General features: G+C 48.7%; 21 protein-coding genes. 12 read left to right on the plus strand and 9 right to left on the minus strand.

The annotated features are described in order from the left end of the window. Position 1 precedes the first annotated feature (1 nt). Together ACFS7Z_RS14700 and ACFS7Z_RS14705 are read left to right on the plus strand one after the other, a co-directional pair. On the plus strand, positions 2-376 hold the full coding sequence (locus tag ACFS7Z_RS14700; protein ID WP_377485874.1) for a response regulator: 375 nt from the start codon (positions 2-4) through the stop codon (positions 374-376). A gap of 67 nt (positions 377-443) precedes the next feature. Beyond that, complete coding sequence (locus ACFS7Z_RS14705; RefSeq protein WP_377485876.1) at positions 444-965, plus strand: GAF domain-containing protein; 522 nt, start codon at positions 444-446, stop codon at positions 963-965. Between the two features lie 70 nt (positions 966-1,035). Here ACFS7Z_RS14705 and ACFS7Z_RS14710 read toward each other — a convergent pair whose 3' ends face one another. Next, positions 1,036-1,416, minus strand: coding sequence for a DUF2255 family protein (locus tag ACFS7Z_RS14710; protein ID WP_377485878.1), 381 nt, complete (start codon positions 1,414-1,416; stop codon positions 1,036-1,038). Positions 1,417-1,959: 543 nt separating this feature from the next. On the opposite strand from ACFS7Z_RS14710, the gene ACFS7Z_RS14715 reads away from it, so the two are divergent. Continuing rightward, on the plus strand, positions 1,960-2,835 hold the full coding sequence (locus ACFS7Z_RS14715) for an ATP-binding protein (RefSeq protein ID WP_377485880.1): 876 nt from the start codon (positions 1,960-1,962) through the stop codon (positions 2,833-2,835). Between the two features lie 148 nt (positions 2,836-2,983). Here the strand turns inward: ACFS7Z_RS14715 and ACFS7Z_RS14720 are convergent, their stop codons facing one another. The 4 genes from ACFS7Z_RS14720 to ACFS7Z_RS14735 form a co-directional block, all read right to left on the minus strand. Further along, a complete protein-coding gene (locus tag ACFS7Z_RS14720) occupies positions 2,984-6,112 on the minus strand; it encodes a transglycosylase domain-containing protein (RefSeq protein WP_377485882.1) in 3,129 nt (1,042 codons plus the stop codon). A gap of 1,050 nt (positions 6,113-7,162) precedes the next feature. After that, positions 7,163-8,854 carry a potassium channel family protein gene (locus tag ACFS7Z_RS14725; RefSeq protein ID WP_377485884.1) on the minus strand — a complete coding sequence of 564 codons (1,692 nt, stop codon included), beginning with the start codon at positions 8,852-8,854 and terminating at the stop codon, positions 7,163-7,165. Positions 8,855-9,503: 649 nt separating this feature from the next. Then, positions 9,504-9,677 (minus strand): alpha/beta fold hydrolase, encoded by a 174-nt coding sequence (locus ACFS7Z_RS14730; RefSeq protein WP_377485886.1) that lies wholly within the window; start codon positions 9,675-9,677, stop codon positions 9,504-9,506. A gap of 45 nt (positions 9,678-9,722) precedes the next feature. Beyond that, positions 9,723-10,409, minus strand: a complete 687-nt coding sequence (locus tag ACFS7Z_RS14735; RefSeq protein ID WP_377485888.1) for an alpha/beta fold hydrolase — start codon at positions 10,407-10,409, stop codon at positions 9,723-9,725. Between the two features lie 649 nt (positions 10,410-11,058). On the opposite strand from ACFS7Z_RS14735, the gene ACFS7Z_RS14740 reads away from it, so the two are divergent. The 3 genes from ACFS7Z_RS14740 to ACFS7Z_RS14750 are packed head-to-tail and all read left to right on the plus strand — an operon-like array spanning position 11,059 to position 14,782. Continuing rightward, complete coding sequence (locus ACFS7Z_RS14740; RefSeq protein WP_377485890.1) at positions 11,059-12,204, plus strand: hypothetical protein; 1,146 nt, start codon at positions 11,059-11,061, stop codon at positions 12,202-12,204. Between the two features lie 17 nt (positions 12,205-12,221). Continuing rightward, positions 12,222-13,910, plus strand: a complete 1,689-nt coding sequence (locus tag ACFS7Z_RS14745) for a BCCT family transporter (RefSeq protein WP_377485892.1) — start codon at positions 12,222-12,224, stop codon at positions 13,908-13,910. After that, a complete protein-coding gene (locus ACFS7Z_RS14750; RefSeq protein WP_377485894.1) occupies positions 13,907-14,782 on the plus strand; it encodes a universal stress protein in 876 nt (291 codons plus the stop codon). Before ACFS7Z_RS14745 ends, ACFS7Z_RS14750 begins: the two co-directional genes overlap by 4 nt. 16 nt (positions 14,783-14,798) lie before the next feature. Here the strand turns inward: ACFS7Z_RS14750 and ACFS7Z_RS14755 are convergent, their stop codons facing one another. From ACFS7Z_RS14755 to ACFS7Z_RS14765, 3 genes are all read right to left on the minus strand, one after another. After that, positions 14,799-15,413, minus strand: coding sequence for a MarC family protein (locus ACFS7Z_RS14755; protein WP_377485896.1), 615 nt, complete (start codon positions 15,411-15,413; stop codon positions 14,799-14,801). Between the two features lie 149 nt (positions 15,414-15,562). Then, on the minus strand, positions 15,563-16,369 hold the full coding sequence (locus ACFS7Z_RS14760) for a site-2 protease family protein (protein WP_377485898.1): 807 nt from the start codon (positions 16,367-16,369) through the stop codon (positions 15,563-15,565). Between the two features lie 608 nt (positions 16,370-16,977). Continuing rightward, entirely contained in the window at positions 16,978-17,289 is a 312-nt protein-coding gene (locus ACFS7Z_RS14765; RefSeq protein ID WP_377485900.1) for a hypothetical protein, read from the minus strand. Between the two features lie 989 nt (positions 17,290-18,278). On the opposite strand from ACFS7Z_RS14765, the gene ACFS7Z_RS14770 reads away from it, so the two are divergent. The 6 genes from ACFS7Z_RS14770 to ACFS7Z_RS14795 all read left to right on the plus strand — a co-directional run bounded on the left by ACFS7Z_RS14770 (position 18,279) and on the right by ACFS7Z_RS14795 (position 24,545). Continuing rightward, entirely contained in the window at positions 18,279-19,361 is a 1,083-nt protein-coding gene (locus tag ACFS7Z_RS14770; protein ID WP_377485902.1) for a DegT/DnrJ/EryC1/StrS family aminotransferase, read from the plus strand. Between the two features lie 88 nt (positions 19,362-19,449). After that, positions 19,450-20,907, plus strand: a complete 1,458-nt coding sequence (locus ACFS7Z_RS14775; RefSeq protein ID WP_377485904.1) for a lipopolysaccharide biosynthesis protein — start codon at positions 19,450-19,452, stop codon at positions 20,905-20,907. Between the two features lie 171 nt (positions 20,908-21,078). Next, entirely contained in the window at positions 21,079-21,783 is a 705-nt protein-coding gene (locus ACFS7Z_RS14780) for a WbqC family protein (RefSeq protein ID WP_377485906.1), read from the plus strand. Next, the gene (locus tag ACFS7Z_RS14785) at positions 21,780-22,433 is read left to right on the plus strand and encodes a hypothetical protein (RefSeq protein ID WP_377485908.1); all 654 of its coding nucleotides are present in this window, start codon (positions 21,780-21,782) and stop codon (positions 22,431-22,433) included. The genes ACFS7Z_RS14780 and ACFS7Z_RS14785 overlap by 4 nt, the downstream gene beginning before the upstream one ends. Continuing rightward, positions 22,430-23,383 (plus strand): glycosyltransferase family 2 protein, encoded by a 954-nt coding sequence (locus ACFS7Z_RS14790; protein WP_377485910.1) that lies wholly within the window; start codon positions 22,430-22,432, stop codon positions 23,381-23,383. The genes ACFS7Z_RS14785 and ACFS7Z_RS14790 overlap by 4 nt, the downstream gene beginning before the upstream one ends. 55 nt (positions 23,384-23,438) lie before the next feature. Beyond that, a complete protein-coding gene (locus tag ACFS7Z_RS14795; RefSeq protein ID WP_377485912.1) occupies positions 23,439-24,545 on the plus strand; it encodes a hypothetical protein in 1,107 nt (368 codons plus the stop codon). Between the two features lie 203 nt (positions 24,546-24,748). Here the strand turns inward: ACFS7Z_RS14795 and ACFS7Z_RS14800 are convergent, their stop codons facing one another. Beyond that, positions 24,749-25,129: a hypothetical protein gene (locus ACFS7Z_RS14800; RefSeq protein ID WP_377485914.1), complete on the minus strand. Its 381-nt coding sequence runs from the start codon at positions 25,127-25,129 to the stop codon at positions 24,749-24,751. Between the last annotated feature and the right edge of the window lie 134 nt (positions 25,130-25,263).

Below are 25,263 nucleotides of genomic sequence, written 5' to 3' on the forward strand. Positions count from 1 at the left end.
TATGAAAATATACATCATCGACGACGACCACTTAAGCACATTTCTGACAATGAACATGTTGTCTTTGGAGGATGCTACACACGATATCAGCACCTTCTTGATTGCAGCTGATGCGCTGGAGGCACTTCAGGAAGTGCATGAGGACAATGTTCCTGAGCTAATGTTTGTGGACCTGAACATGCCTGTTATGGATGGCTGGGATTTTCTAAATGCACTGGCTCCAATGGCACACAGGCTCCGTGAAAGATGCAGTATTTACGTTCTGACTTCTTCGCTTGATGTTTCAGACACTTTGCGGCTGAAGGATTATCCTTTTGTGGCGGGGCTGATACAAAAGCCCATCCGGAGCGAGGACATCCACATCGTAGCTTGTTAAAACAGCTCAATCAGCCACCCTCTTTGTGCTTTAAAGTGCAGCAATAACAGACAACACCTTATAACTCATGGAAACTATACTCGAGAAAAAACAAGTTCCTCAAAATGAAAACGAAAGGCTGGCAAAGCTCTATGGCTACAACATTGGAGACAGCCACGACAAAATGGGCACCTTCCAGCATGTTGTCAGCATGGCCGCACGAATTTTTCATGTGCCTGTAGCAGTGGTGAGCTTTGTAGAAGACACAAAGGTAAGAATAGAAGCAAGCCTGAGCATGGAGGGTACGAATGAGATGAGCAGGGACATCAGTTTGTGTTCACTGGCTGTTCTTCAGGAGGGTGTAACTGTTTTCGAAAACGCCAGAGAAGAACTATGCCTGTTATCGAACCCAGTCGTCTACGGCGACTTTGGCTTGCAGTTCTATGCAGGGGCTCCGCTCAAGACACCAGATGGTTTTCATATCGGGGTAATAGCTATCGCGGATAAGAAGCCGCGGACATTTTCCAAAGACGAAGAAAAGCTACTGGAAGGGTTGGCAACTGTAGTGATGGAAGAACTGGAGGAGCGGCTGGCTATGGGCAGCATGTAGAACCACCTGCCACTCAGATGAGCCATACGAGAATTGTACTTCACGCTACAGCAGGAAGTATGCAGTTCCGTCATTCACCGAAGGGCAGAAACTCCATTGTTTTAGCTACGTGCTCCGGCCTGATTATGCCATGCTCATAGAAGGAGTTTTCTCCCTTGTCATACTTCCTTAAGTAGGCCTGGCTAATCCGTTCCTGTAGCTCCTCATCCCCTTCCTGTACGCGGGCTTTGATAGCAACGGTTCTGTCGCCGCACTGGATCTGCCCATGAGGGTCCTGCAAAAAGGAGTTAAACCAGCTGCGTTCTTTAAGCCCCCAGGAGCGGGCAAGCACACGCCTGTCAACTACCACCATCCAGATCTGGAGAAAGGTGTCTCTGTTCTTTCCAGCTTTTATACCTATCAGGTTATGTTTGTTAATAAAATCCAGTACCGCTTGATCGAAATCAGCCATCAGTGACATGTGAGTTTTTTCAAAAGATATAAACAGGCTCCCGCCATACAATGTCCAGTTTCTGCTTATAGCCAGGGCAACTATAGTTATTTCTAAAATACCCACAGTCGCCCGGCAGCACGGTTTTATCAGCCTTTTTATATATACATTTTCTGGCATAGCTGCCCTGGCAGACCCTCTAGAACAGAAGCAATCGTACTCCGGCGCCTGATAATGTATGCAAGGGATTTCCGGTTCCCAATAACTTCCAAACCTTGTGCCGATGCTTTTTCAACTGACGAAACCCGGAATTCACCTTCTCCTATCGCCCTTTCTGTGTCGGCATAGCCAGACCCGATGCCGGTAACATAAACATGCTTCCCTGAGCGTTTAGCTTTCTGCCGCACTCTGCTTCTTTTCCAGCAGCCTTTTATGGTAGGCTACAAGCTGAAAACAATCTTTTACAGCTACAGGATATACTCATAACGCCTATCTTGCGTAGGGAATATAATATTTTGTAAAATAAATATTTAAAAACTTTTCTCACTCTAAAACCTTCTGACTATGAAGAGCACTTTTTCACTTCTATTACTCGCTGCTGTCTTGTTTTCCTGTTCAGGTGAAACTGAAAACCAGGAAGCAGCAGAAGCAAACGCAACGGAGGCCCCTAGAAACCCTACCCTCACAAAGGCATGGGAAACAGACACGGTCATGACCACTGCCGAGTCGACATTGTACGACAAAGACGCCAACATCATCTATGTCAGCAACATCCAGGGGAATCATTCTGAAAAAGACGGCAAAGGATATATTTCCAGGATGGGGCCTGATGGGTCAGTAGCCGAACTGAACTGGGTGACAGGATTGAATGCTCCAAAAGGCCTGGCGAAAATGAATGACAAGCTCTATGTAACAGATATTGATGAACTGGTAGAAATTAGCATAGCCGATAGCTCCATCACGAACCGCTACCCCGTGCAGGGTGCCACCTTCCTGAACGATGCCGCGACTGATGGCAAAAAAGTATATTTCACTGATTCTGGAACAGGCAAAGTGCATGTGTTGGAAAACGGCAGCGTGAATACGGTGGCAGAAGGCATGGAGGGCATCAACGGCCTCGCGTTTAATGAGGCAGGTGAAATGTTTATTTTGGATGGAAAAGGACTGCGAAAATACAATATGCAGAACAAAACTGCTGAACCTGTAAATGAAACTGTAACAGGTGGCGACGGCCTGGTAATTATTGATGACAGCACCTACATTGCCAGCCGGTGGCAGGGTGAGATTTACCTGGTGCGTAACGGAAAAGAGCAGTTGCTGCTGGACACAAAAGGAGAAGAATCCAACACTGCAGATATTGATTATATAGAAGAAGAAAAACTGGTGCTGGTTCCCACTTTCCAAAAAAACAAAGTAGTGGCCTATAAACTGGACTATTGATTTTGCAGCTCGCCCGATGCGTGTGCCCTTACGTAAAATGGGTGCTACTTCCTGCTTTCGCTGAAGTGGCACCCATTTTTAATTTCCCGGACTTCATATCATATCCCTCTAAAGCACCCAAACCCACATCGCAGCATTTAAACCCAGCTTAACTGTCTGCGGAGGTTTGAGCTGCCACCTCCCCTTCTACTGCTATCGGCTGCGCTGCCACCGGAGAAACCACTGGCGCTTCTGTGCAGGAGGTATTTTGCCTGGGCTCCAGGTAAGGCTGCAGGATTGGCGCCATACCACGCAGCACCTGTAGCGGCAACGACGAGGTAAAGCTAAACCCTGCTGCTTCGCGCCCAGGCACAAAGGCGGTCAGGGTGCCGTAGTGGTTGTTGCCCAGGAAGAACACAAACGTGGCCGTACGGTTAATAGCGCGGGAGGTTTTGCGGTGGCCTCCGGCACTCACGGTAACAAGCCTGTTATCTCCGGTACCGGTTTTACCGCCCATTGGCAAAGGATTACCGTCGGCTTTGGTAAAGCCACCTTGCAGGCGGCGGGCCGTTCCCGCATCCACCACCTCCGACAATGCACCCCTGACAGCAGTGGCCACTTCCGGGGCCATTACCCGCTCCCCTTCCACAGGTTGTCTTGTAAGGGCTGTTTCATAAGGAGTGTTCGCAGCAAAATGTAGCTTATCAATACGGAGTGTCCGTTGACGCACCCCATTGTTCAGAATTATGCCCATCAGCTCTGCGAGTGCCGCCGGACGGTCGCCGGAGGATCCGAGTGCAGTGGCGAAGGAAGGCACCAAGTGGTCGAAAGGATACCCGAGGCGTTCCCAGCGCTGTTGAATGTCGGCAAAAGCCTCTACTTCCAGCATGGTACTGATGCGGGAGTCCCGTGCATTTTTGAAACGCGTTCGGAACAACCAGGTATACACTTCCTGGCGTTGCTCCTGGCTTGCTTCCACAACATCGGCCCATTTCGCCTCCGGATGCTTTAGCAGGTAGCGCAGTACCCACAGCTCCAGCGGATGGACACGGGCAATATACCCCTGGTCCGGTAAGCTATAGGCGTTAGCCCCATACCGATGGTATAGTTCCATGACCCTGTCATCCTTAATTTTTTCATCAGGCAAGCGCTCACGCAAAAACCTGGCAAAGAGAACGGAGTCGGTACCTGGGTACAGGTAACGGTGAACAGCGGCCAACCGCACCGGGTCCTGGCGCAGCCCTGACAGAAATTTGTCCAGGCGCTCCTCAGGATTTTTACCTTCGTACTTGCGCCAGAAGCGCAGCAGGAACATCTTCCCTTCTCTGTCGGCGAACTGTGTCAGGTATTTCCTGCGGCGCGGATCTTTATCATCTCCTAACAGCTGCACCCGGGAGCCGGCAGTCTGGTAGGTGCTGTAGCGCACCAGGTCGCGCATTACACGCACAAATGGCAGGTTGATGGACTTCAGCAATGACTCCCGCACGGTAGGGTTGCTCCAGTTATCTTCGTTTCTGAAATTGCGGAAGGTATGCTGGCCACCTCCGGTAAAGAAAACCTCCCGCGGACTGGCTGAATAACGCCGCTCCAGCGCAGCATGCAGTATAGCCGACAAATCCTTCTCTTTCTCCCTCAGCAGGTACACCAGCACCCACTGGGTTAGGTTATCCTGGGGTTCTCCTAACGCTTTCCGCAGCACCTCTGCCGGCTGATTGGCGTAGCGTTTGTGGATTTCAGCAATCACCTCCAGGTATGTTACCAGAACCCGCAGCTTTGCGGTGGACCCCAGCTCCAATTTGCTCCCTTCGTTGATATCAAAAGGCTGATCCGTATTATCTGTCTGCACACGTACCAGGTTGCCCTTTGGGGTGTGCTCTAACAAGGTAAAGCTGTAGCGTACCTGCTCGGTACTGGAAGGTGTTAGCAGGCGCTCCCCGAAAAGGCCAACAGAACCGGCAAACTCCGGATCACTCAAATGGTTAAGGTATGAGCTTACCTGCTCCTGCAAGTCTTTCTGCAGGGTAGTTGTGGCAGAAAGGTCCAGCCGGTCCAAATCATATAAAGATGTGCCCAGAAGCTCTGAAAGGTGGGTGCGCACCATAAGAACTCCTTTGTCTGTATCCATCGGTGTTACGGCAGGGTCTTTACTGAAGTCACGGAAAGTTACTTCCTGTGCCAGTCCGGCATCCCGCAGTTCCGGGCTGATGTAACCGTTATCCGCCATCAGGCGCAGGTAGCTACCCGTGAGGGTGCTTAGTTCCACACGGCCCCTGTTACCCAGGTAGTAGGACGGCCGGCGCTGGGCAATCATCAGCGACAGAACCTGCCGCAGCGCCTGCCCCTGTGCTAAGAGTGTATCGCCGCTGGCAGCCGGAATATTCAGCAGTTGGTTAACGCTGTCGAAGTCCGACCCGAACCAAACCCAGAGGCCATCACCAACGCCGTGTACTTCGCCATATCCCGGTGCACCGGAAAGAGGCACTGTGTTCACATACGAAAGCACCGCAGCCTGGCGGGCAGGAAGCGTTTCAGCTCCTCCCTGGTATGCCCGCACACTTGCGGACACCATTTGCATGAGCTTCTCGCGAGGCCCGGCGGTAAGCCCTGCAGGCGAATGGCGGTATTTCTCAATTTGAGTGGGTAATGTGCTGCCACCTATTGTTGCATATTCCAGTCCGATAGCCTTGGCAGCCTCATGCATGATGGCCTTGGTGAAACGCCCCCAATCCACGGCCGGGTTCATGTATGGTCTTTCAGTATCCAATAGTTCTCTGTTCTCGATGAATAGCAGTGATTGCACCGTAAGGGAAGGAACAGATTCAAAGCTGGAGTAGACGCGCCGCGGGTATGGCGACTGATATACAGACTCACCCCGGCAGTCGACAATATTGAGGCCGGTCTGACTTTTCTCCGGGTAAGGTGTAAAGAATCCCTTGGAAGTGTAATCTACCAGGGCCGGTGAGAACCGAGTCTGATAGGCTACCTCTAAGCCACGGGATTGTGCTCTTTCCAGCAAATGCGGCAGTTTAGCATAGCCAAGGCGCACATCAAATGGTCCTTCTTCCGGGTAAACCACTTCATTGCTTGGCCCCGACTCCAGGCTATAGGTCAGGGAAGAGGCGTATTCTGATAGTTCACGTGCCTGAAACTTTGACGTATGCATTTCATAAGCTACAGCAGCAATGCCAAGGCAGATTCCCAGGAGCAGAATTCCAATCACTGTCCATTTAAGTATGGTCCCACGCTTCTTCTCTTTCCTGTCTGTGGGTATAGGGGCTGCGTAATCGTTTGCTATCATTTTGGACTTTTTTTAGGGTGAAAAGCGGTGGGCTTTGTTTCTGTTTTTACGTTAAAAGAGCCTCAAAGGTGACTGGTTGCATCAGAAATATTATAATAAAGCCTGCACCACATCTGTTTTATCCAGCTATTAAGATTGTACTAAAAACATGAATATCAAAGAACTGCTATAAATGTTTACACGCTAATATATATTTTTGGTAATTCAGTCTACTATAATTCTGATTGTCTCGCCATATTAACACAACTGTATAATTAACAGAATTTATGGTATCAAAATTCAGGATTATAGCTAAGAAATTTATAAAAGGTTAAATCCATCCAATCCCTTTATCACATACTTTACAAGAACCGGTTTCGGTCGCCTGCTCAGCTACCGCTTCTGGTTTTAGTTCCTGGTAGAACCGGGCAAAGCAGGGATTGCAACGCCCAACTGTTGCTCTGTCCGAACCACATAACTTGTCAATGATTCCTGATATGTTTCAGGTTTTCTGCTTTTGAAATCGCTATGCGTGGAAGAAGTAGATAGTGGCAGCAGGAGGAAGAGACGCAAAATTCACAAGGATTTTTTCGGTGATGTCTTCCGATATGGCTATAAGCTTGGCCAGAGCAACCTGTCTCACTTCTTCTGTTAGGAGTCTCAGCAGCTTTGCTTTCTGGCTTTCAGCAAGCAAGGAGGGCGTAAGTAACGCTAATCCCCGCAGTATCCTCCATGAGAAGGCGCTCCTTGAGGTCGTGGTGATGCTACTGCTGGGCTACTTTACCAGAAGGACCCTGGGCTGGCCCACCATGGACAGCAGCATCTATTTAAGTGGTATACTATTCCTACTGTTGGAGAGCAGTTCCAAGTGCAGCATTGCTCCATAGCTTCGGGCCATTTATAGTACTATGTTGCATAATCCTGTGTGTAACGATGACGAAGTTATAGGACTAGAAAACATCTTCTGAAGGGCATACTACAGGTGCGGCCATAGAGCCGTACTCTTACTCACTACTCCTTTAATCCACAGCATGTTGTATCACCCGCGGGTAAGCTTTTGCTTGAGGTTGTTTACTTTGCCCCGTAGAGGCGAAAAAAATGCTCTTCCGCCTCTACGGTTCCAATCAGAATGATTTCCGCATCAGCGGGAAGCTTATTGTTGGGGTCGGGATTGATATGCTGCATGCCTGCATGGCGGATAGCAATGATGGTGCAGCCTGTCTCCTGCCGGATAGAAGACTGTGCGATCGTGCGCCCCGCTAGGCGCTCCGGCACCTTTACCTTGAGCAGGTTAAGGCCCTCGGCTACCATCAGAATGTCACTCCGCTTCAGCAGGTTCAGGATTGTGTTCGCCCCCATGGAGGCGTAAGACATCACATAGTCTGACCCGGCCCGGTGCAGCGTGCCCAGATTGCGCTCCAGGGTGGAGCGGGTGATGATTTGTATGTCCGGTCGCAACCTGCGACAGTAGATGGTGAGGTACACATTCATGTCATCATCGTGTGTGGTGATGATAACACAGGGGGAAGTTTCTATGCCTGCCTGCTGCAGTACTTCCAGTTCAGCAGCGTCCCCCAGAATGTACCTTGGGTCTTGTTTTACCCGCTCCGGCGCCTTCTCAATAAGCCGGTAGTCCAGCTGGCGTGCCTGCAGAGCCCGGCCTGTGGCCCTGCCAACTCTCCCGCCACCGATAATTACAACAGGGTGGCTCTTCGGCTGTTCTACCTGATACACCTCATTGTACTTGTCCACCTGAGCCTCTGAGCCAGCCAGCACCAACACGGTGCTGGGGCTGATTTGAGTATCAGGTTGCGCAGCCCTGAACTTGCCGCGCTCCCAGACACCAGCCACACTGACCCCAACCTGCTCCCTCAGCTTTGTCTCCCGCAGCGTGAGTCCCACCAGCGGTGAGCCGGCCACAGTGGCTTCCGCTATCTGCAGCTCCCCGAACTTTCCGATGACGTGCGCCCGCGCGTCTCCCCCGCTGGCCCTGCGCGCCAGGAACTGGCCCATTATCTCGCCCAGCCGCAGCACGTGGTTGCTTCCTGCCAATTCCAGGATGTCAACCGATGCTTCAAAGCTACAGGTGGAGATAATCGGCACCTCACTGCTTATCCCCCGCACCGTGAATGCAACGTTGGTGTTGATAACGTCTGTGGCAGTTGTAGCTACCAGCGCCGCGCCCTCCACCTGCAGCTTTTTATATGTTCTGGGGTCATCAAGGTCCCCCAGCATCACGTTCACACCCAGTGCATGCAGACGCAGCCCCTCAGCCAGGTCCGGTACCAGCACGACGTAGGGGTAGCGGAACCGGTTCAGTTTCTTTATCAGCGCCTCCGTCACCGGGTCGTAGCGGGTTAGCACCACATGCCCATTCGTTTCGGCAGGCAGCTCGCGCGGCACCTGGGCACTCTCCTGCGCCTTCATCCAGGGAGAATAGAAGAAGTTAATGAATGTGAAGGGGAAAAGAATCAGCAGGAACACCATGCCTGACAGCAGCACCACAATAGAAAAAAAGCGTCCGGAGTCGCTGTGGAAGGTAATATCTCCAAATCCCAAAGTAGACATCACCGTGAGGGTCCAGTAGAAGCCGGTGATCCAGCTATGCTGCTGCCCCTCCCGCAGCATGAGCAGGTGAAAGATGACGGTGAAAGCCAGCACCAGGATCAGCAACACCACCAGAAACCGAAACAGGAGCTGTAAGTTGCGGCGCTCGGGGCTGTTACGCAGGAAGAGTATGAGTTGAGTGGGGAGAAACTTCATATGCAGTGTTTACGGTAAAAGTGCCTGTGAAGGATTCTTGAAACCACTACTGCCGCAGGTTGTCCCCTGCTCTCAAGAGATAGATCCGTAACTACTGCACACGACACAATAAAACCCTCTCTGTTAAATGTAATGAAGGTATCAAGTATATATAAATTAACTCATATATATATATATATATATGAGTTAATTCCATTTAAATCCGAACCAAAGACCTACTGCTTGGAAGTGGTACATAACTATGTTCTTCATAGTTACAGATGCTTGCGTACTCTCATTGAATCCTTTATTCCAGCAACTTATTAAGGATATAGCATTGTCTATCAGCCCTTCGTGTGAAAAAACTGAGGTATGTCATGAATCATAAAGCAGTACAGTCTGCCATTGCCATCTTCAAAGGAAGCTTTTACAGGCATGAGATGGGGCAACTACTCCAGCACGTAGAGCAAAAGATGCACCAGGAAGGGCATTAATCCTGCCGCTTAGGCTTTTCCTGTTGCATTATACCGGCCACGCCTGTTGTGTATAAGAATTCTTTGCAGCTTTGATATTGCTGCTGGTATACTGCATTATCAGGATAAGCAGGAAGTATTCTAACTGCAGTAGGGGCAGGACTCATCCCTGCTGCCATGCCCCAGGAAGCCTACTCCTAAAGCATGGCAGCAGCCAAATCGGCACACCGTTCCCGTTGGTCCAGCCAGGGGCTGTGCCCGGCATTTTCCACCACCTCAAAGCGCATGTCCTGTATAGCCGAGGCTTTACGCATACCCGTCACTGGCCTTTCGAAAACATCCCTGTCCCCCCATATGAACCTGACAGGCATTTTCAATTGATGCAGCTGATCGCCTATGTAGAGGTCCTCCCTCCATCATTTCAGTGTCAGCACCCGCTCCAGCAAAGACAGAAACCCAGGTTGAGAACCGGGCAGGAGCTGGCTGTGATAACAATGTCTGAGGTAGTCCTCCGACAGTTTTTCTGCATCGGCAACCAGCAACTGCCGGTGTATACTCCTCACGTTCCGGATGCTGGGCTTGGCGATGGTGCCAGCCAACAGCCGGTTGACCCCTCTCGTCCCCAACAGCCGCAGCACCAAAGGGATCCACCTGTTCATTCCGGCAGGAACTCCCATGAGCAATAGCTTTTTTACCCTTTCTGGGTGTTCCATGGCAAAGCAGATGCTGAAGTACCCCCCCATCGATTGCCCCATGAGCAATGCAGCTTCCAAGCCTGCCGCGTTCATGAAAGAAGATATAAACCCGACGGCGCTTTGCCGGAAAGCAACTCCACGGTAGTTCATGCTATCGGTGAGGCCACAACCCGGACGGTCCACCACAAACAGATGGTACCGCTCCGACAGGGGCTTGAGGATATCTACCCATTCGCTTGAGTGGCTGCCCCCGCCGTGAATCAGGATAAGGGGTTCCCCTGCGCCCAGTTCAAGGTAGTGCACTTGCCTGACAGGCCCGTTCGCAGGTATCAGCTTTGACTGGAACTTTACCCCTCTGTCTTCGAATAATTTATCCCGGCTTTGTTTGTACGCTTCAATTACATCCATAGCAATCAGGGTTGGCCTCTTCCGACAGACGGAAAGGCATGATGATCGCACTCTATATCTTTTAAACGCACACCCTCTGATAAAGTGGCGCTATAGCAGGGGCAGGTAAACAGCAGACACCCTTAAAACCGACTGCTGGAATTGCAGTGACTTATCCGAGGGTTTTGTTAGGCAGCCATTTTCTTTTTTAGTACCAGTCCTTCATACTTGATTGGATAAGCATGAGTCATCCAGTCAAAGGCAGCAACTACAAGAAAACTTTGAGGAGGTGAAGGCAAAGCACTGGCATGTGGAGGAGTGCTGCCGCACCTTTAAACAGGAGTGCCATGCCCAGCACATCTTTGTCAGGCAGACGCTGGCCACACAGTATCAAACCTTCTGTGTGCTGCGGGGTTTCCAGGGACTGACATGGATAGGTCAGGAACGAATTATTGAAGTGCCTATGCCCTGCAGAGAAAACTCTTCCTGTAAGCTCAGAGAGAATACATCTGCAACTATGCGTTACTCCTACCATTGTATACCGTATCCAGCAGTACTCATGAATATTAAACCAGATATAAAAACCACTTCTGGTACTCCAAAGAACATTTCCGCTTTAAAACCGTCCTACTTATGAAGGATTTTAGATGTGTTACTACATCCTTCTATTATGCAAAGACTATTTTTACTTTTTATCACCTGCCTCATCAGCACATGGGGCTATGCTCAATATCCGGAAGAAGACCCTCCTGAGCCAATCCTAAAAATAGGAGGCGCGCTGCGCTTCAACTACAACCTTTCCACCTGGAAAGAAGACCAGCTGGAGCGGGGCGGCGACTTTGGCTATGACGTATTCCGTATCAATGTAGAGTCAGAGTACAAAGGCATTAAGTTGAACGCAGAGTTCAGACATTACTCACAGGCCTTTGGCGGCGCTTTCCTGAAGCAGGGTTGGTTTCAGCATGACTTATCGGAAAGGTCGCAGATACAAGTTGGCCTGAACCAGGTGCCTTTCGGCATTCAGCAGTACAACTCCAACAACTGGTTCTTTAACATCACCTACTATGTAGGTTTCGAGGATGACCATGACATGGGGGTAAAATACATACACGACAGCGGCAGGTGGCAATGGCAGGCAGCCTATTATAAAAGCGCTGAGGAGTTTGTGTTTGGCCTGGCGGAGCCCAGCCCCAACCGCTACTCCTACGATATTACCGGTCGCAACAAAGAGAACAACCAACTGGACTTCAAGCTGGTGCGGCGCCTGGGCGACAGCCTTGCCCATGAACTGGGGGCTTCCCTTCAGGGCGGGCTCCTTTATAACTTGGACACAGAGCAAAATGGCACCAGGTACGCTGCCGCCGTACATTATGAGTACAAACCTGCCTACAGCCCCTGGAATGTAAAGCTACAGGCAATGCTCTACCGCATGAACCCACAATACGCAGCCGGGGAGGACCTGAATTTTGTAGAAATGGGGGCCTACGGCGCGAACTACAACGTGGCCTCCAAAGGTGAAATGTACACCGCCAGTTTAGCCTATCACCTGCCCCTCGACACGCGCCTGCTGCAGGGCATCACCTTCTACAACAACTACGGCTACTACAACAAGCGTGTAAGTGGCTTTGAGAACACCCATATGAACGTGCTGGGTGCCTTGTTCACCGCCGGTCCGATGTACATCTATACCGATGCAGCATTCGGGTATAACCAACCCTGGCTCGGTCCCGAGTGGACAAACGCCCTTGCCTTCGGCACACCCGGAGACACGGACTGGCACTTGCGCTTTAATATAAACATGGGGTATTATTTCTGATTTAAAATTTCTGATTGATGAGTAAAGTAACTAGAAGCGATACAAAGAAGTCACTGGGCCTGGAGGTAAATGGCCCTGTATTTTGGTCATCCATTGTTTTTCTGGTGATCAGCATCGCTTTGGTGCTTATTTTCCGGGAGAGTGCCGAGGCGATATTCAGCGATGTACAGACGGCTGTAACGGCTAACATGAGTTGGCTATTTATACTCAGCGTGAACGTATTTGTAGCTTTTTGCCTGTTTTTGGCCTTCAGCCGATTTGGTGGGATAAGATTAGGCGGCAAGGACGCCAAACCTGAGTTCACCACCTCCGCCTGGTTTGCCATGCTCTTCAGTGCGGGCATGGGAATCGGCTTACTTTTCTGGAGCATTGCTGAGCCAATCAACCATTTCCAGACACCCCCACTTGGGGAGCCTGGCACACCTGCCGCCGCCCGACAAGCCATGAACTATACGTTCCTGCACTGGGGACTACACGCCTGGGCTATTTATGCACTGGTAGCGCTGGCGCTAGCATACTTTACTTACAACCGGCAGCTACCGCTAACAGTGCGCTCTGCCTTCTATCCTTTTCTGGGCGAGCGGATTCATGGTATAGCAGGGCACATTATCGATACGCTGGCTGTAATTGCAACGCTTTTCGGTCTGGCAACTTCATTGGGACTAGGTGTGCAACAGGTGGCTGCAGGACTTAGCCATGTATTTCCAGCCATTGTAAACAACATCACCACCCAGATTATACTTATTGCTGTGATCACCGGTATTGCCACTGTATCTGTGGCAACCGGAGTCGATAAGGGTGTGCGCATCCTGAGTGAGTGGAACATACGCATTGCACTGTTAATACTGGTGGCGGTGCTGGTACTGGGGCCAACTGTTTTTATACTGGGCTCTTACGTGCAGAACATTGGCTCCTACATGGGTAACTTTATGCAGCTCTCGTTCTGGAATGAAGCTTTCTCCTCTAACAACTGGCAGGGCACCTGGACAGTTTTCTACTGGGCCTGGTGGATTTCATGGGCACCATTTGTGGGTATTTTCATTGCGCGGGTATCTAAGGGCAGAACCATCAAGGAGTTTATACTGGGTGTACTCATAGCCCCCTCCCTCCTCTCCTTCCTGTGGATGACCGCTTTCGGCAGCACGGCGCTGCGCGAAACACTGGCCGGCAACACGGCTATTGCCGATGCGGTGGCAGCAGATATTTCCACGGCCTTGTTCATATTCTTTGAACAGCTGCCCTTCTCCACCATATTATCTGTTATTGGAGTGCTGCTGATAGCCGGCTTTTTTGTTACCTCCTCCGACTCCGGTTCGTTGGTGGTGGTAAGCCTTACCTCGGGCGGTAATCCAAATCCTTCAGTGGGCTTGCGTATTTTCTGGGCATTGGCAGGTGGCGCTGTGGCCGCAGTACTCTTGCTTGGCGGGGGCTTACAGGCCCTGCAAACGGCTGTAATCATCACAGGTTTGCCCTTTGCCCTTATTCTGCTCTCGATGTGCTACAGCCTGTACAAGGGGCTAAGCGAAGAGATGGAAGAAGAAAACAAGTTGAATACAGCACAGCAACGGAAAGACTACCAGCAGTTAATGGCTGAGATGCTAGCGAAGCGAGCGACAAAGCAGGAGCACAGCGCATCTGAAAGGAACAGCGCATCTGACGGGAAAAGAGATGTACCACCACCTTCAAAAACTGAACAAAATTTATGATTGCAATAGATGCTATGATGGTCTGCCTGGACCTAAGTGATATAGATGAAAAGCTGGTGGCCTTCACCCGCTCGGTATGTGAGCGCCTGCCGGTGAAAAAGGTGTTTTTTGTCCATAATATAAAGACATCTGAACTGAGCGAGGATTTCCGGGAAACTTTCGGTGATGTGGACCTGAGTCAAGAGGTGGAGGCTAATATCGCCGACATCGTGGCGGAGCATTTTGCCGGGGGCTGCGACCATGAGATACTGGTGAGCGAAGAACCGAATACCGAGGTGATGATGGCTGACCTGGTAAAGCGATATGATGTAAAGCTGACACTGCTTGGCAAACGGATGAGCAATAAAAGCACAGGTGCCCTGGGCACCAAGCTGCTGCGCATCCTGCCCTGCAGCATTCTTGTTTTCCCGGAAACAGCCAGGTTCAATGTAGAGCGGGTGCTGACACCGATAGACTTCTCTGACGCTTCGGTGCACGCGCTGCGGCTTAGCAAAAGCCTTTCGGACCAGCTAGGGCTAAACCTCGAGATTATGCACGTTTATAAACTGCCCACGCAGTACTTCCCGCTGATATCCGAGGAGAAAGCAGTAAAGAAAGCGGAAGAGGTGGTAAATGGAAGGTTCAGGGAGCTTCAGAAACGGCACGGTGAAATAGCCGATGTGCCTTACATCTTAGTTCGTGCCGCCGGAAAAAGCACGGCCGATCGGATCTGCCTGCAGCTTCGCAAAGGAAAGTACGATTTGCTGGTGCTCGGCCTGAAGGGAAGCAACCCCATACCGTCACTCAGCCTGGGCAGCGTGCCAACAAAGATATACAACATGGACATCGACACGCCGCTCTGGCTGGTGTACTCAGAGGAAGTTATTAAGTAAATGCCGGCACAGCAGCCTATCCCTGGCTTGCGGCCGCCATTAGGTTGCTGATTCCGGTCACCACCATATCTACACCAATGGCACCAAGGAAAAAGCCGTTGATGCGCAACAGCAGCTCCATGTTCTTATCGAAGGCGGTCTGCACACTTTTAGAGCGCATGCCGCGGCGGATTTGCTTGAGCCCCATGATAATGATGAAGTTGGAAAGCATGATAAGTGCCAGCGACACCACACCCTGCCACAGTTCTAGCTGATCCGACATCAGAATAGTAAGGGAGATGGTGCCTGCCCCCACCATAAACGGTAGGGCTATCTCAGAGGCCAAATCATGCAGGTCACCTTTTATCTGGATAAAGCCTTTTTTGCCCTGCACAATAAAAATGTAGGCAAAGGAAAAGAGCACGATGCCGCCAAATATCCGGAAAGATTCAAAATTGATGCGAAACACCTTCTGGAATACAACGTCGCCAAAAAGCAAAAAAACCAGAAAAACAAAGAAGGAAATGAAGGTAGCCTTTAGAAAAACAGACCGGAAATCTGCGTCCGATAAATCGTTCATCACAGGTTTCAGGTACAAAAAAAGTGCAAATGGGTTGAGCATAACCAGAAAACTGAAGATGGCTGCTATCATAGTATGATTGTGGGTTTAGTGCCTTCCTTGTTACGGGGCACCGCGAAGATAGATTTTACAGGACTGTCAGACGGTAAGCTTTGCGAAACATTCCGTCTACGCCGTTTTGTTTCAGCAGCAATACGGCGATGACTGAACGAGAAGAAGGCTTAAAGGGGTATCCTCGGGTAGTTCTGCACCTCAACCTCTTCCCCGTTTCTACTGTTGAGCAAGCGGCTAGGCCGGTTGCTTTGCGCCACCTCATGTGCTCTGGCAAGTGCCTGCTCTTCATCCCCAAAAGCCTGTATGAGTTTGTGCTCGTGGTCCAGTAAGCACCATTGTTTCCTGTCCTCGTTCCACTGCACACGGTATGTCTTCTCCCCCAGATTTTTTTTGTTCCGGATTAGGTCCAGTATAATTTTGCCGTCGCTGTAGCTTCCTCCAGGGTAAGGCATCGGCAGTAGCGCAAAGAAGATGTAGTACAGCGAAAAGTAGGTGAACTGATAAGTAGCCAGGTTCGGCTCCAGCCTGTTGTTCTCTATCAGGGATATCACAACCACGGCTGATATAGCATTGAAGAGGGCGCCCCCCGAGAAAATAAGGATGTTGGCTAGGCGTTCATTCCGCTTCAGGTTATCAAAAGAGCAGAGGCCGTACCAGAAGTAGTATTGGCGCACCTCCAGCAAGCCAACCCGGAACAGCACGTCCCCGGTACCAATGGTCACTTTGATGTTCCTGCCCCCCATTAGCCAGGCGAAAAACACGTGCCCCGCCTCATGCACCAACGAAATAACAGGAAGCACAAGGAAAAAGGCCAGAAAGAACTTTGGTAAATCATTTATTCCAAACATAACCCTACCTGTTACGGTAACCAGGAAATGATTTTTGTTTTTCCACTGCTTTTTTTTTCTTGCACAAGAACGTGCGTGTAGTATAAAGTTGAACTCCGCATGCTCCTGCTCTTCAGTATCGGTCATGCAAGAAGAGCCGTTGCGACAGCGCATAAATTAGAGAAATGAAGTAGAACAAGTACTGAGCAGAACCAATATTATTGAACAGGAAAGGCTCAAGGTGATGAGGAGCCTGGCAATCTCTTGTTGAAAAAAGGCGACTCCTGATAATCGGAAGCTATGTTTTATGCACATAAAAAAAGCACTTACAAGTTTTACCCTATAAGTGCTTGATAGTGATCCCGTTTGGAATCATTATTTTTTAGTTAAATAGCTGGTTATCAGGCAATTGAATTCTTGGTGTGACGCAATTTGTAACTGTAATTTTTCTATTTCCTGCTATAGACAGCACCTAAGAGCCTGTTACCTTCGCAAATTACAAGGTCTGCAATATATCACCAGACTGCTAGGATTCCATTTACTTTCTCCTATCGTGTATGTTACAAATAACCTCTCCTTTGAAGTACCCATTCGCAAAGATCAGGTTGCGGTGTTGGGAGTTTAAATTTATAAACTATTCAAACTCCCTCCTCTGAATATTCATCTATGTTTATAGGCTGGAGATAAGATGGTTCTGCCATTTGAATGGTGCTTACTTGTAAATATGATTTAATCTGGCTAACAATTTTAGCCTCCTATGTTGTACTACCAATTTCATACTGTATTCCTATAAAGATGTCTTCTACCATATCGGTAATTCGTAGTTCCGTAGGATCAAACCTTAAAGTCCATTCACCAATTGGGGAGCCTGAAAGTCTGGAAAAGATTGCCTGTGGCAATCCTCCCCAAGCAGGTTCCACTACCGATGAATCAACCGACAGTGCAACAGAGGGAGCTGTAATTGGGAGTGGAAGAGGTCCTTGTCCCAACTGAATATTTTTTCCATTGAATTGAAGGATGTTATCTTTTTCTTTCGTCTTTACTACAATATTTACTTCCTGAACCATAAGGCTCTCCCCCGCAGGAAGTATGGGAAGTGCCTGTTTTCAATTCTTAACCTGGTTTCATGCATTGTTTCGCCTGCTGCAGGATGAATGAAGCGATGGAACTGTGAAGAAAACTCCTGTTTTAGACTAATTAGTCGAGTGAGAGGTGTATTAGAGCCTGCTAAACCATCCTCCAATGTTTAATCGAAATTAATTTCTCCAATAAATTATATAATGATTTAACTAATAAACCGGCACACTGCCATGTTCAGGCTGCAGAACAGCAGCCTACCTCTGGAAGTGACAGCATAAAACAACTGAGCCTACTCCAGTCCGTCTAGGGCAAAAACATGTAAATGACAGGGCCTGCACCCGATACTTCTTTCTGGTAATGACCTTGATACTTGTTCCTCCACCAGCCTGACCACATACATGCACTCCAGCCTGTGCTCAGATTGTCTTGATTCTATCGACCTCAGCAGCACTGGGCATACCTCATGATGCTAAGTTATTTTAAGATTACTTAAAGCTTCTTTTGATAAACTTTAACTATGATTATAAACAATTGTGACCTTTCTTCGTAGCCTGTAGGTTAGCGTTTTTCGAGTTAATTCAACTTAAAGGCATGCCTTGAGGAGTGTTAGATGATTAAAATAGACCAATTACATATAAGGAAGATTCTTAAAAGAAGTAGCTAAGAGCATCAATATTGCCTGGTGAAGCCAAGCCATAAAACCAATCAAAGTCTAAGTGCCTATGAGGTTTAACAAACTAACAGTGTTTTCAAATTCCATAATTAATTTGAAGAATCAGTACCTACTAAGTTCAGTATCAAAGTAGAAACCATACTTAAGCCTCTGCCGACGTAAACAGCTTGTCTTCTGATGAGCACCTGCTTCTCATATCTTAGCATTGCAACTTCGTTCACAAAAATCAACCTCCATTATCTCATGTCCACTTTACCTGTTCTTCCAATTTCATAAACAGCCTCTTTGAAACTTCGCCCCTGAATGATAAACATCAATAAGCCCTTTCTCCCCCCCAAAGAAGAGTATGACCACTACCTGAAGGGTATATGGAACAGGGTGTGGCTGACAAACAATGGACCGCTGGTAAACGAGCTGGAGCTCAGTCTTAAAGAATATTTAGGCGTTCCACACCTGTTCTTTGTTAGCAACGGCACAATTGCTATTCAGATAGCCATAAAGGCACTGAAGCTGAAAGGTGAAATTATCACCACCCCGTTTTCTTTCGTGGCTACCACCAGCAGCATTGTATGGGAAGGCTGCAAGCCCGTGTTTGTGGACATTGACCCTGCCACCTACAACATAGACCCAAGCCTAATTGAGGCGGCTGTTACGAGCGATACCAGTGCCATTCTTGCTACCCATGTCTTTGGTAACCCCTGCGCGGTAGGAGAAATAGAAGCTGTTGCTGCAAAGCATAACCTGAGGGTGATTTATGATGCCGCACATGCCTTCGGGACTAGCTATAAGGGGAAACCAGTGGTGCGGCATGGTGATGTGAGCACGCTTAGTTTCCATTCAACCAAGCTGTTCCACACCATTGAAGGAGGCGCTATCGTTACCCACGATCCTGCTATTGCCAAGGAGATCGCCCACATGCGCAATTTCGGATACAATGGCCCGGAAAAATTCTATGGGGTGGGGATTAACGGGAAGAACAGTGAGTTCCATGCCGCCATGGGCTTGTGTAACCTGAAATACGTCAACCAGATTCTTGAGCGCAGGAAGCAGCTGTCCGAGGAGTATAACCGTATGCTAAAGCCTCTGAAGGTTGGCAGGCCTTTCCTTAGCCCGGAAGCAGGCTTCAATTATGCTTACTACCCTGTCCTGTTCGAGACGGAGGAGACTGTGAGGAAAATAATCAGGGCTTTACATGGCATTTATGTTTACCCAAGGCGGTACTTCTATCCTTCCCTGGAGACGCTGAATTATGTAGAGCCCAACCAGGAGGTTAAAGTGTCAAGTGAAGTCTCGGCTAGGGTTTTGTGCTTGCCTTTGTACCACGATTTATCGATAGAAGAAGTTAAAATGATTTGTAGAGCCATACTAAGAGCTCAAAATTATTAAAAGCAAATGCTGGAGTAGGTAAAGGGGAGACTGGTATCAGTTCATCTCCTGGTTTTGCCTCTCTGCTCTAGGTGTTTGTCTTTACGCCATGAAAGACACCAGTTTAAAGGGCAAAGCTGCCTCAGGTTTTGTGTGGATGACAGGAGAGCGCCTTGGCAACATGCTCGGCGACTTTATCATATCTGTGTTCCTGGCCCGGCTCCTTGCGCCCAGTGAGTTCGGTCTGATTGCGATGGTCGGTGTTTTTATAGCATTCCTAAGCCCTTTCGTTGATGCTGGCCTGGGTAGCGCTTTGATGAGAAAGAAAGACGCAACCGCCGCGGACTATGCTACTGTTTTCTGGAGCAACGTAGCATTATCATCGGCCACTTACCTTGTAATCTTCCTCTGTGCACCTCTGGTTGCCGGGTTCTATGGGGAACCAGCGTTAACCCAGATAGTCAGGGTACTGGGACTGGTGCTAATCGTCAACTCCCTGAACATAGTTCAGAACATCAGATTAGCAAAAGCGCTTGACTTCCGCAGTATAAGCTTCCGCTCTTTGACAAGCAACATTATATCAGGGGCAGTCGGGCTGTACCTGGCCTACAGTGGGTGGAGCTACTGGGCGCTTGTTGTCCGGCAGTTGGTAAACGCTGTCATTGCCACCGTTCTATACTGGTCCCTGGGCGCATGGCTTCCCTCCTTGAGGTTCTCGAAGGACTCGTTCAAAGATTTTTTCGGGTTTGGCTCCAAGCTACTCCTCTCCAGCCTGCTGAACACAGGGTTTGGGAACCTCTATCCCTTGATGATAGGCAAGTTCTACGCAGCCTCCTCCCTAGGCTACTATAACAGGGCCGTCACGCTGAAGGATATTCCGCAGACATTGATTTCCCAGGTAACAGGCAAAGTATCCTATCCAGTCCTGGTTGAACTCCAGGATAGCCCTCCCAAGTTGAAAGATGCCTGTAGGCGCCTGATGCAGGTAATCTCCTTTGTTTATTTCCCCATGCTAATGGGCCTGATGGGCATCAGTGAAAGCCTGGTACTCGTCCTGCTCACGGAAAAATGGGCGGAGGCAATCCCTATGCTGAAAGCACTTACTTTCGTGGGCCTTCTCTACCCGATACACTCGCTGAACCTCAACATCCTAACACTCAAGAAGAGGTCGGACCTGTTCCTTTACCTGGAGATTTTCAAAAAAGCCCTTACGGTCATTGCCGTTCTGATCACTTTCAGATGGGGGATTATGGGTCTGATATACGGCCAGGTGGCCCAATCTTTCCTGTCCCTCCTCATCAATACCCATTACTCCAACAAGTTTATTGGCTATAGCATGACGCAGCAGTTAAAGGATATTCTTCCAAACTTCGTGGCAGCCTTGAGCATGGGGCTACTGGTGATGTGGGGTAGTGAGGCCTTGGGTATTTATACCTGGTGGGGGCTATTGCTGTGGCCTTCGCTGGGCACCCTTTTTTACCTGGCCGTCAGTGCTGCTTTCAACAGGAAAGACCTCCTCTACCTATACAATTTCTCAATGCAGCGGTACAGGTTGGGAAGAACTTAGGGTGTAGGTGCTATGGCAGGCAAACCATCTCTATAGCAGAATGAAACGTAGTGTTGCTAAGAATGGGAATACTTAAGAAACATAACAATTGACCTTGCCCCGGCAAGCAGGAAACAAAGAGTCAACTTCAAGGAAATTAAACCCGTAAAAGCGCCTTACCCCGGATACGCAATGAAAATCGCCATCATGCAGCCGTACGTGTTCCCCTATATAGGTTATTTCCAGATGCTCCAGGCTGTCGACTTGTTCGTCTTGTACGATGATGTTCAGTACACAAAGAAAGGTTGGATAAACAGGAACCGCATCCTGTTGAACGGTTCTGCACACACGTTTACCATACCCTGTTTGAACCCAAGCCAAAACAAGCTCATCAAAGACATCAGCGTTGACTGGTCGAGTAAAGAAACGCGGAAATTGCGCGCAACCATAGAAACTGCCTATTGCAAAGCTCCTTATTTTGAGGAAGTGTACCCACTTCTAGAGGCAGTGCTTCAAAACAAAGCGCAGGAAACTATTGCAGATTTAGCCACAGAAAGCATCAAGCAGGTTTGCTCCTACCTAGGTCTTACAACCTCCATCAAAAGAAGCTCACAGGCCAATTACGCTAACCATGAGCTGAGAAGGGAAGACAGGCTGGTTGATATCGTGCTAAAAGAGAATGGCAACGAATATATCAATGCCATAGGAGGCAGAGAATTATACACCAAAGCTTCCTTTGCCCGGCATGGTATACAGCTGCACTTTATTCAATCTATGCCCATTTCTTACCCACAGCCTAACGGTGAGTTTGTCCCGTGGCTGTCAATGGTTGACGTACTGATGTTCAATGATAAAGACACAATCGCCACATATTTAAAATCATATAAACTACTATGAAAAAAGTTCTGATACTGGGCGGACAGGGCAATGCCTCTGTTATTGCCAATGCGATAATGGATGCAAACAAGAGAGGGGCCAATGAATACCAATTCACCGGGTATATTAATGACAGGGACAATGCGGAGGAAATAGAGGGATATCCTGTAAAAGGCGGTTTGGGGGATATCCCCAGGTTTATAGATGAAGGTTACTATTTCCTAAACACCATTTATAAAATAGACGGGCAAAGAGAAAGGATCCAGCTTTTTGACTCACTGAATATACCAGATGAACGCCTGGCGGTATTTGTTCACCCTACTGCCTATATAGCGGCAAACGTTGAGTTTGGCCCTGGAAGCGTCGTCATGCCGAATGCCATCATATCCACGAGCGTTAAGCTAGGCAAATGTGCCCGTGTCATGATTGGTGCCATTATCAGCCACAACTGTACGATAGGGGCACATACTTTTGTTGCCGCCGGCTCCTGCTCGGGCTCCAACCTGAAGGTGGGTGAGGGAGTCCACATCAGCATGAACTGCACCATAAGGGAGTTCTTAACCATAGGCAACTACTCCACACTTGCCATGGGAAGTGTGTTACTGAAAGATATGGGGGAGCTGGAAATCTGGGCTGGCAACCCGGCCAAGCTTTTGAGGAATGCTCAATGAAGGAGAAAATGATAGAGAACCCACTTGTAAGCGCAAGAATCATAACCTATAACCACGCCAGTTACATCAGAGAGTGCCTGGAAGGGGTTTTTATGCAGGAGACAAACTTCCCCTTTGAGGTTGTCATTGGAGAGGACTGCAGCACCGATGAAACCAGGGTGATTTGTGAAGAATACAAGGCTAAGTACCCGGATAGGGTAAACTTACTGGCGTCTGGTAAAAATATAGGGGCACAGGAAAACGCAAAGAGAACAAGGGAAGCCTGCAGAGGCAAATACATTGCCCTGTGTGAAGGCGATGACTATTGGACAGACCCGTTGAAGCTCCAAAAGCAGGTGGATTTTCTGGAAGGGAACAGTGCCTATGCCATGTGCTTTCATAACAGCTCCGTGAAATTTGAGCATGAGCCAGACAGGGAGCCTGAGCTGTTCAAAGAGTACGCCAAGGACACCTACGAAATTACAGACTTGTTTGGGAAATGGCTGGTTCCCACGGCCTCTGTCATGTTCAGGAGAAACCTGATTGTAGACTACCCGGAGTGGCTAAGGAGAGCCGTAGTGGGAGACACTCCCTTTTTCATTCTCCTTGCCTCGCACGGCAAGCTCAAACTATTGCCTGGTGTCATGAGTGTATACCGCAGGCACAGGCAAGGTACCACCAATTTCCTGAATGGCTACAGGTACTGGGAACGGATGATAGAGCTTTACACCAGTATCGACCGGCACTTCGACTACAGGTACAAAAAGGAGATATACCCGGTGCTGGAGTGGTTTCATTACAAACTGACACGGGTAGCCATTGAAAACAGAGACTACAAAAAGTACAGGGAGTATGCGAAGCTGTGCTTTAAGCTGAACAAAGACCTGCTGTTCCAGTACCGGTATTTCGGGATGTTTATTGTTTCCATCAGCCCTGTCAACTTTTACATTTACTATAAGCTGAAGTCATAACTAGTAGCGAGTAAAAGAGGCAGCATATCCTGTTTCAATAACCTACCCTGAAAATATGAAAAACATCATTTTGCTGTCTTACGAACGAGAAGCTGACTATAGAATGGCAGTTTTCGCTGTTCTGAGCTTTTGGGCCTGGTTCAGCGGCAAAAAATCGGATGTTCGCATTTTCATCTTTACGGATAATCCCGGGTTTTTCTACCCTCTGCTTTCTGATTTCCCTATAGAGTATGAATATCTTTCCGCTTCAAAGTTAGAATCTATGCTGGGAGGGATGGATTACATACACCGGCGGAAAATAGCTGTTGTCGACGAGGTATTTCAGCGCTTTCCTTCTGATGATCTGGTTTTTCTGGATTCAGATATTTTTTTCATGTCTGACGCTTTACCCTGGCTTGAAAGTTTTGCTCCCGGAAAGTCGTACATGCACCTGGCAGAGCACACTTTCGAGGGAGCAGTCAGGCACAATGCCTCCTTCAATCACGAGCATTATCCAATAGCACTTATCAAACTGATAGAGAGTAAAACTTTCACAGTTAGAAAAAAGGTAAAGAGCTTTCATAAAAAGCAGGTTTACTGGAATTCCGGAGTGCTTGGTTTAACAAAGGAAAGCGCCCCTCTCTTACCCGATGTCTTTACACTTAACGATGAGTTTTACAGCGCTACCCGTTGGCATATAAGTGAGCAGCTGGCTTTTTCCCTGGTGCTACAGACTGCAACTCAGATTTTGCCCTGCGACCAGTATATTTTGCATTATTGGGGCCAGCGCCAGAAAAAATTTATTGACAAGATCCTCTTGTCGGTATATAATGATGGTTTTACCTGCCTGGATTTAGAGAATAAGCTGGCAACTGTTAAAAAGCTATCCCTTCGGTTTCCAAAGCTCATACAGGCAGACAAGCTGAAAGAACGCTCTATCGATGCATTCTCCAGGAACTGTTTCCTTTCAGGATGCAAGAATGCTTTGTATGGCTTGGCAAAGACTCCCTTTGATTTCAATTTTTTAAGGGAACTCGTGTCCGTGGCACAGCAAAAATTTATGAGAGGGGGAAATAATAAAGAAGCAGAGGCAATGCATGATTTCTTCAGTAGCACCGAAGAAGCTTACCAGAGTCAAGAGGAGCACATTGATAGTGACTCCGCACACCGTAAAGCCAAGTAAGTTAACTGCCACTGGCAACCCCCAGATCAGTCTGCTCTACAGGTGGTCCTGTTGAACATAAGAGGCGTTATAGAACGAGAAGCACTATTCTGTTTAACAGGACCTGTTTCAAGACATTGTACTACACTGAATGCTCAGGTGCTCGGATACCTCTCCTAGTAATAGCCCAGCTGACGGAAGACGAACTGGTGGGGTCTCTGCCCCTAAAGAGAGGGGGCGTTATCGGGGGGAGTTTGTGAGAGCAGCCAACCTTTGACTTCACCATTGGTCAGGAAGAAGTCCATGGTGATGACATGGGCAAGATCAGGGTTGTGTAGCACCATGGACTTTGTTTGGTAACTGGACATCAGATCATAGTTGTTGATGTTCACCACAAAGGCCACCCGATAGCGGTTCCGCCTGCTGAGAGACGGGAAGAGCTCATTTATCAGCCAGTTCTGGTCTGCCATTTCCATGTAGTACAGTTTTTGCATGTCGCAAAGCCATGCCGTCAGATGGGATGAAGCGGCGTGGCGGGCCGCCTCTAAAAGCAGGTTCCTTAGAGGCTGCTCGCTGCAGTGGGTGGACCAATAGACCTGTACCAAGTGGTTTTCCCTGTCACACTGAACCTCTCCGTACTCATCTGAATATACCTAAACCAAAGCCATGGCTTTGCATGTTGAGACGCCTCTATTCAATTGTATACTATCATTATACGAATGAAGTGTTTGCCTGAAAG

Source organism: Pontibacter toksunensis (assembly GCF_042686245.1).
In the GTDB taxonomy this organism is placed as follows: Bacteria; Bacteroidota; Bacteroidia; order Cytophagales; family Hymenobacteraceae; genus Pontibacter; species Pontibacter toksunensis.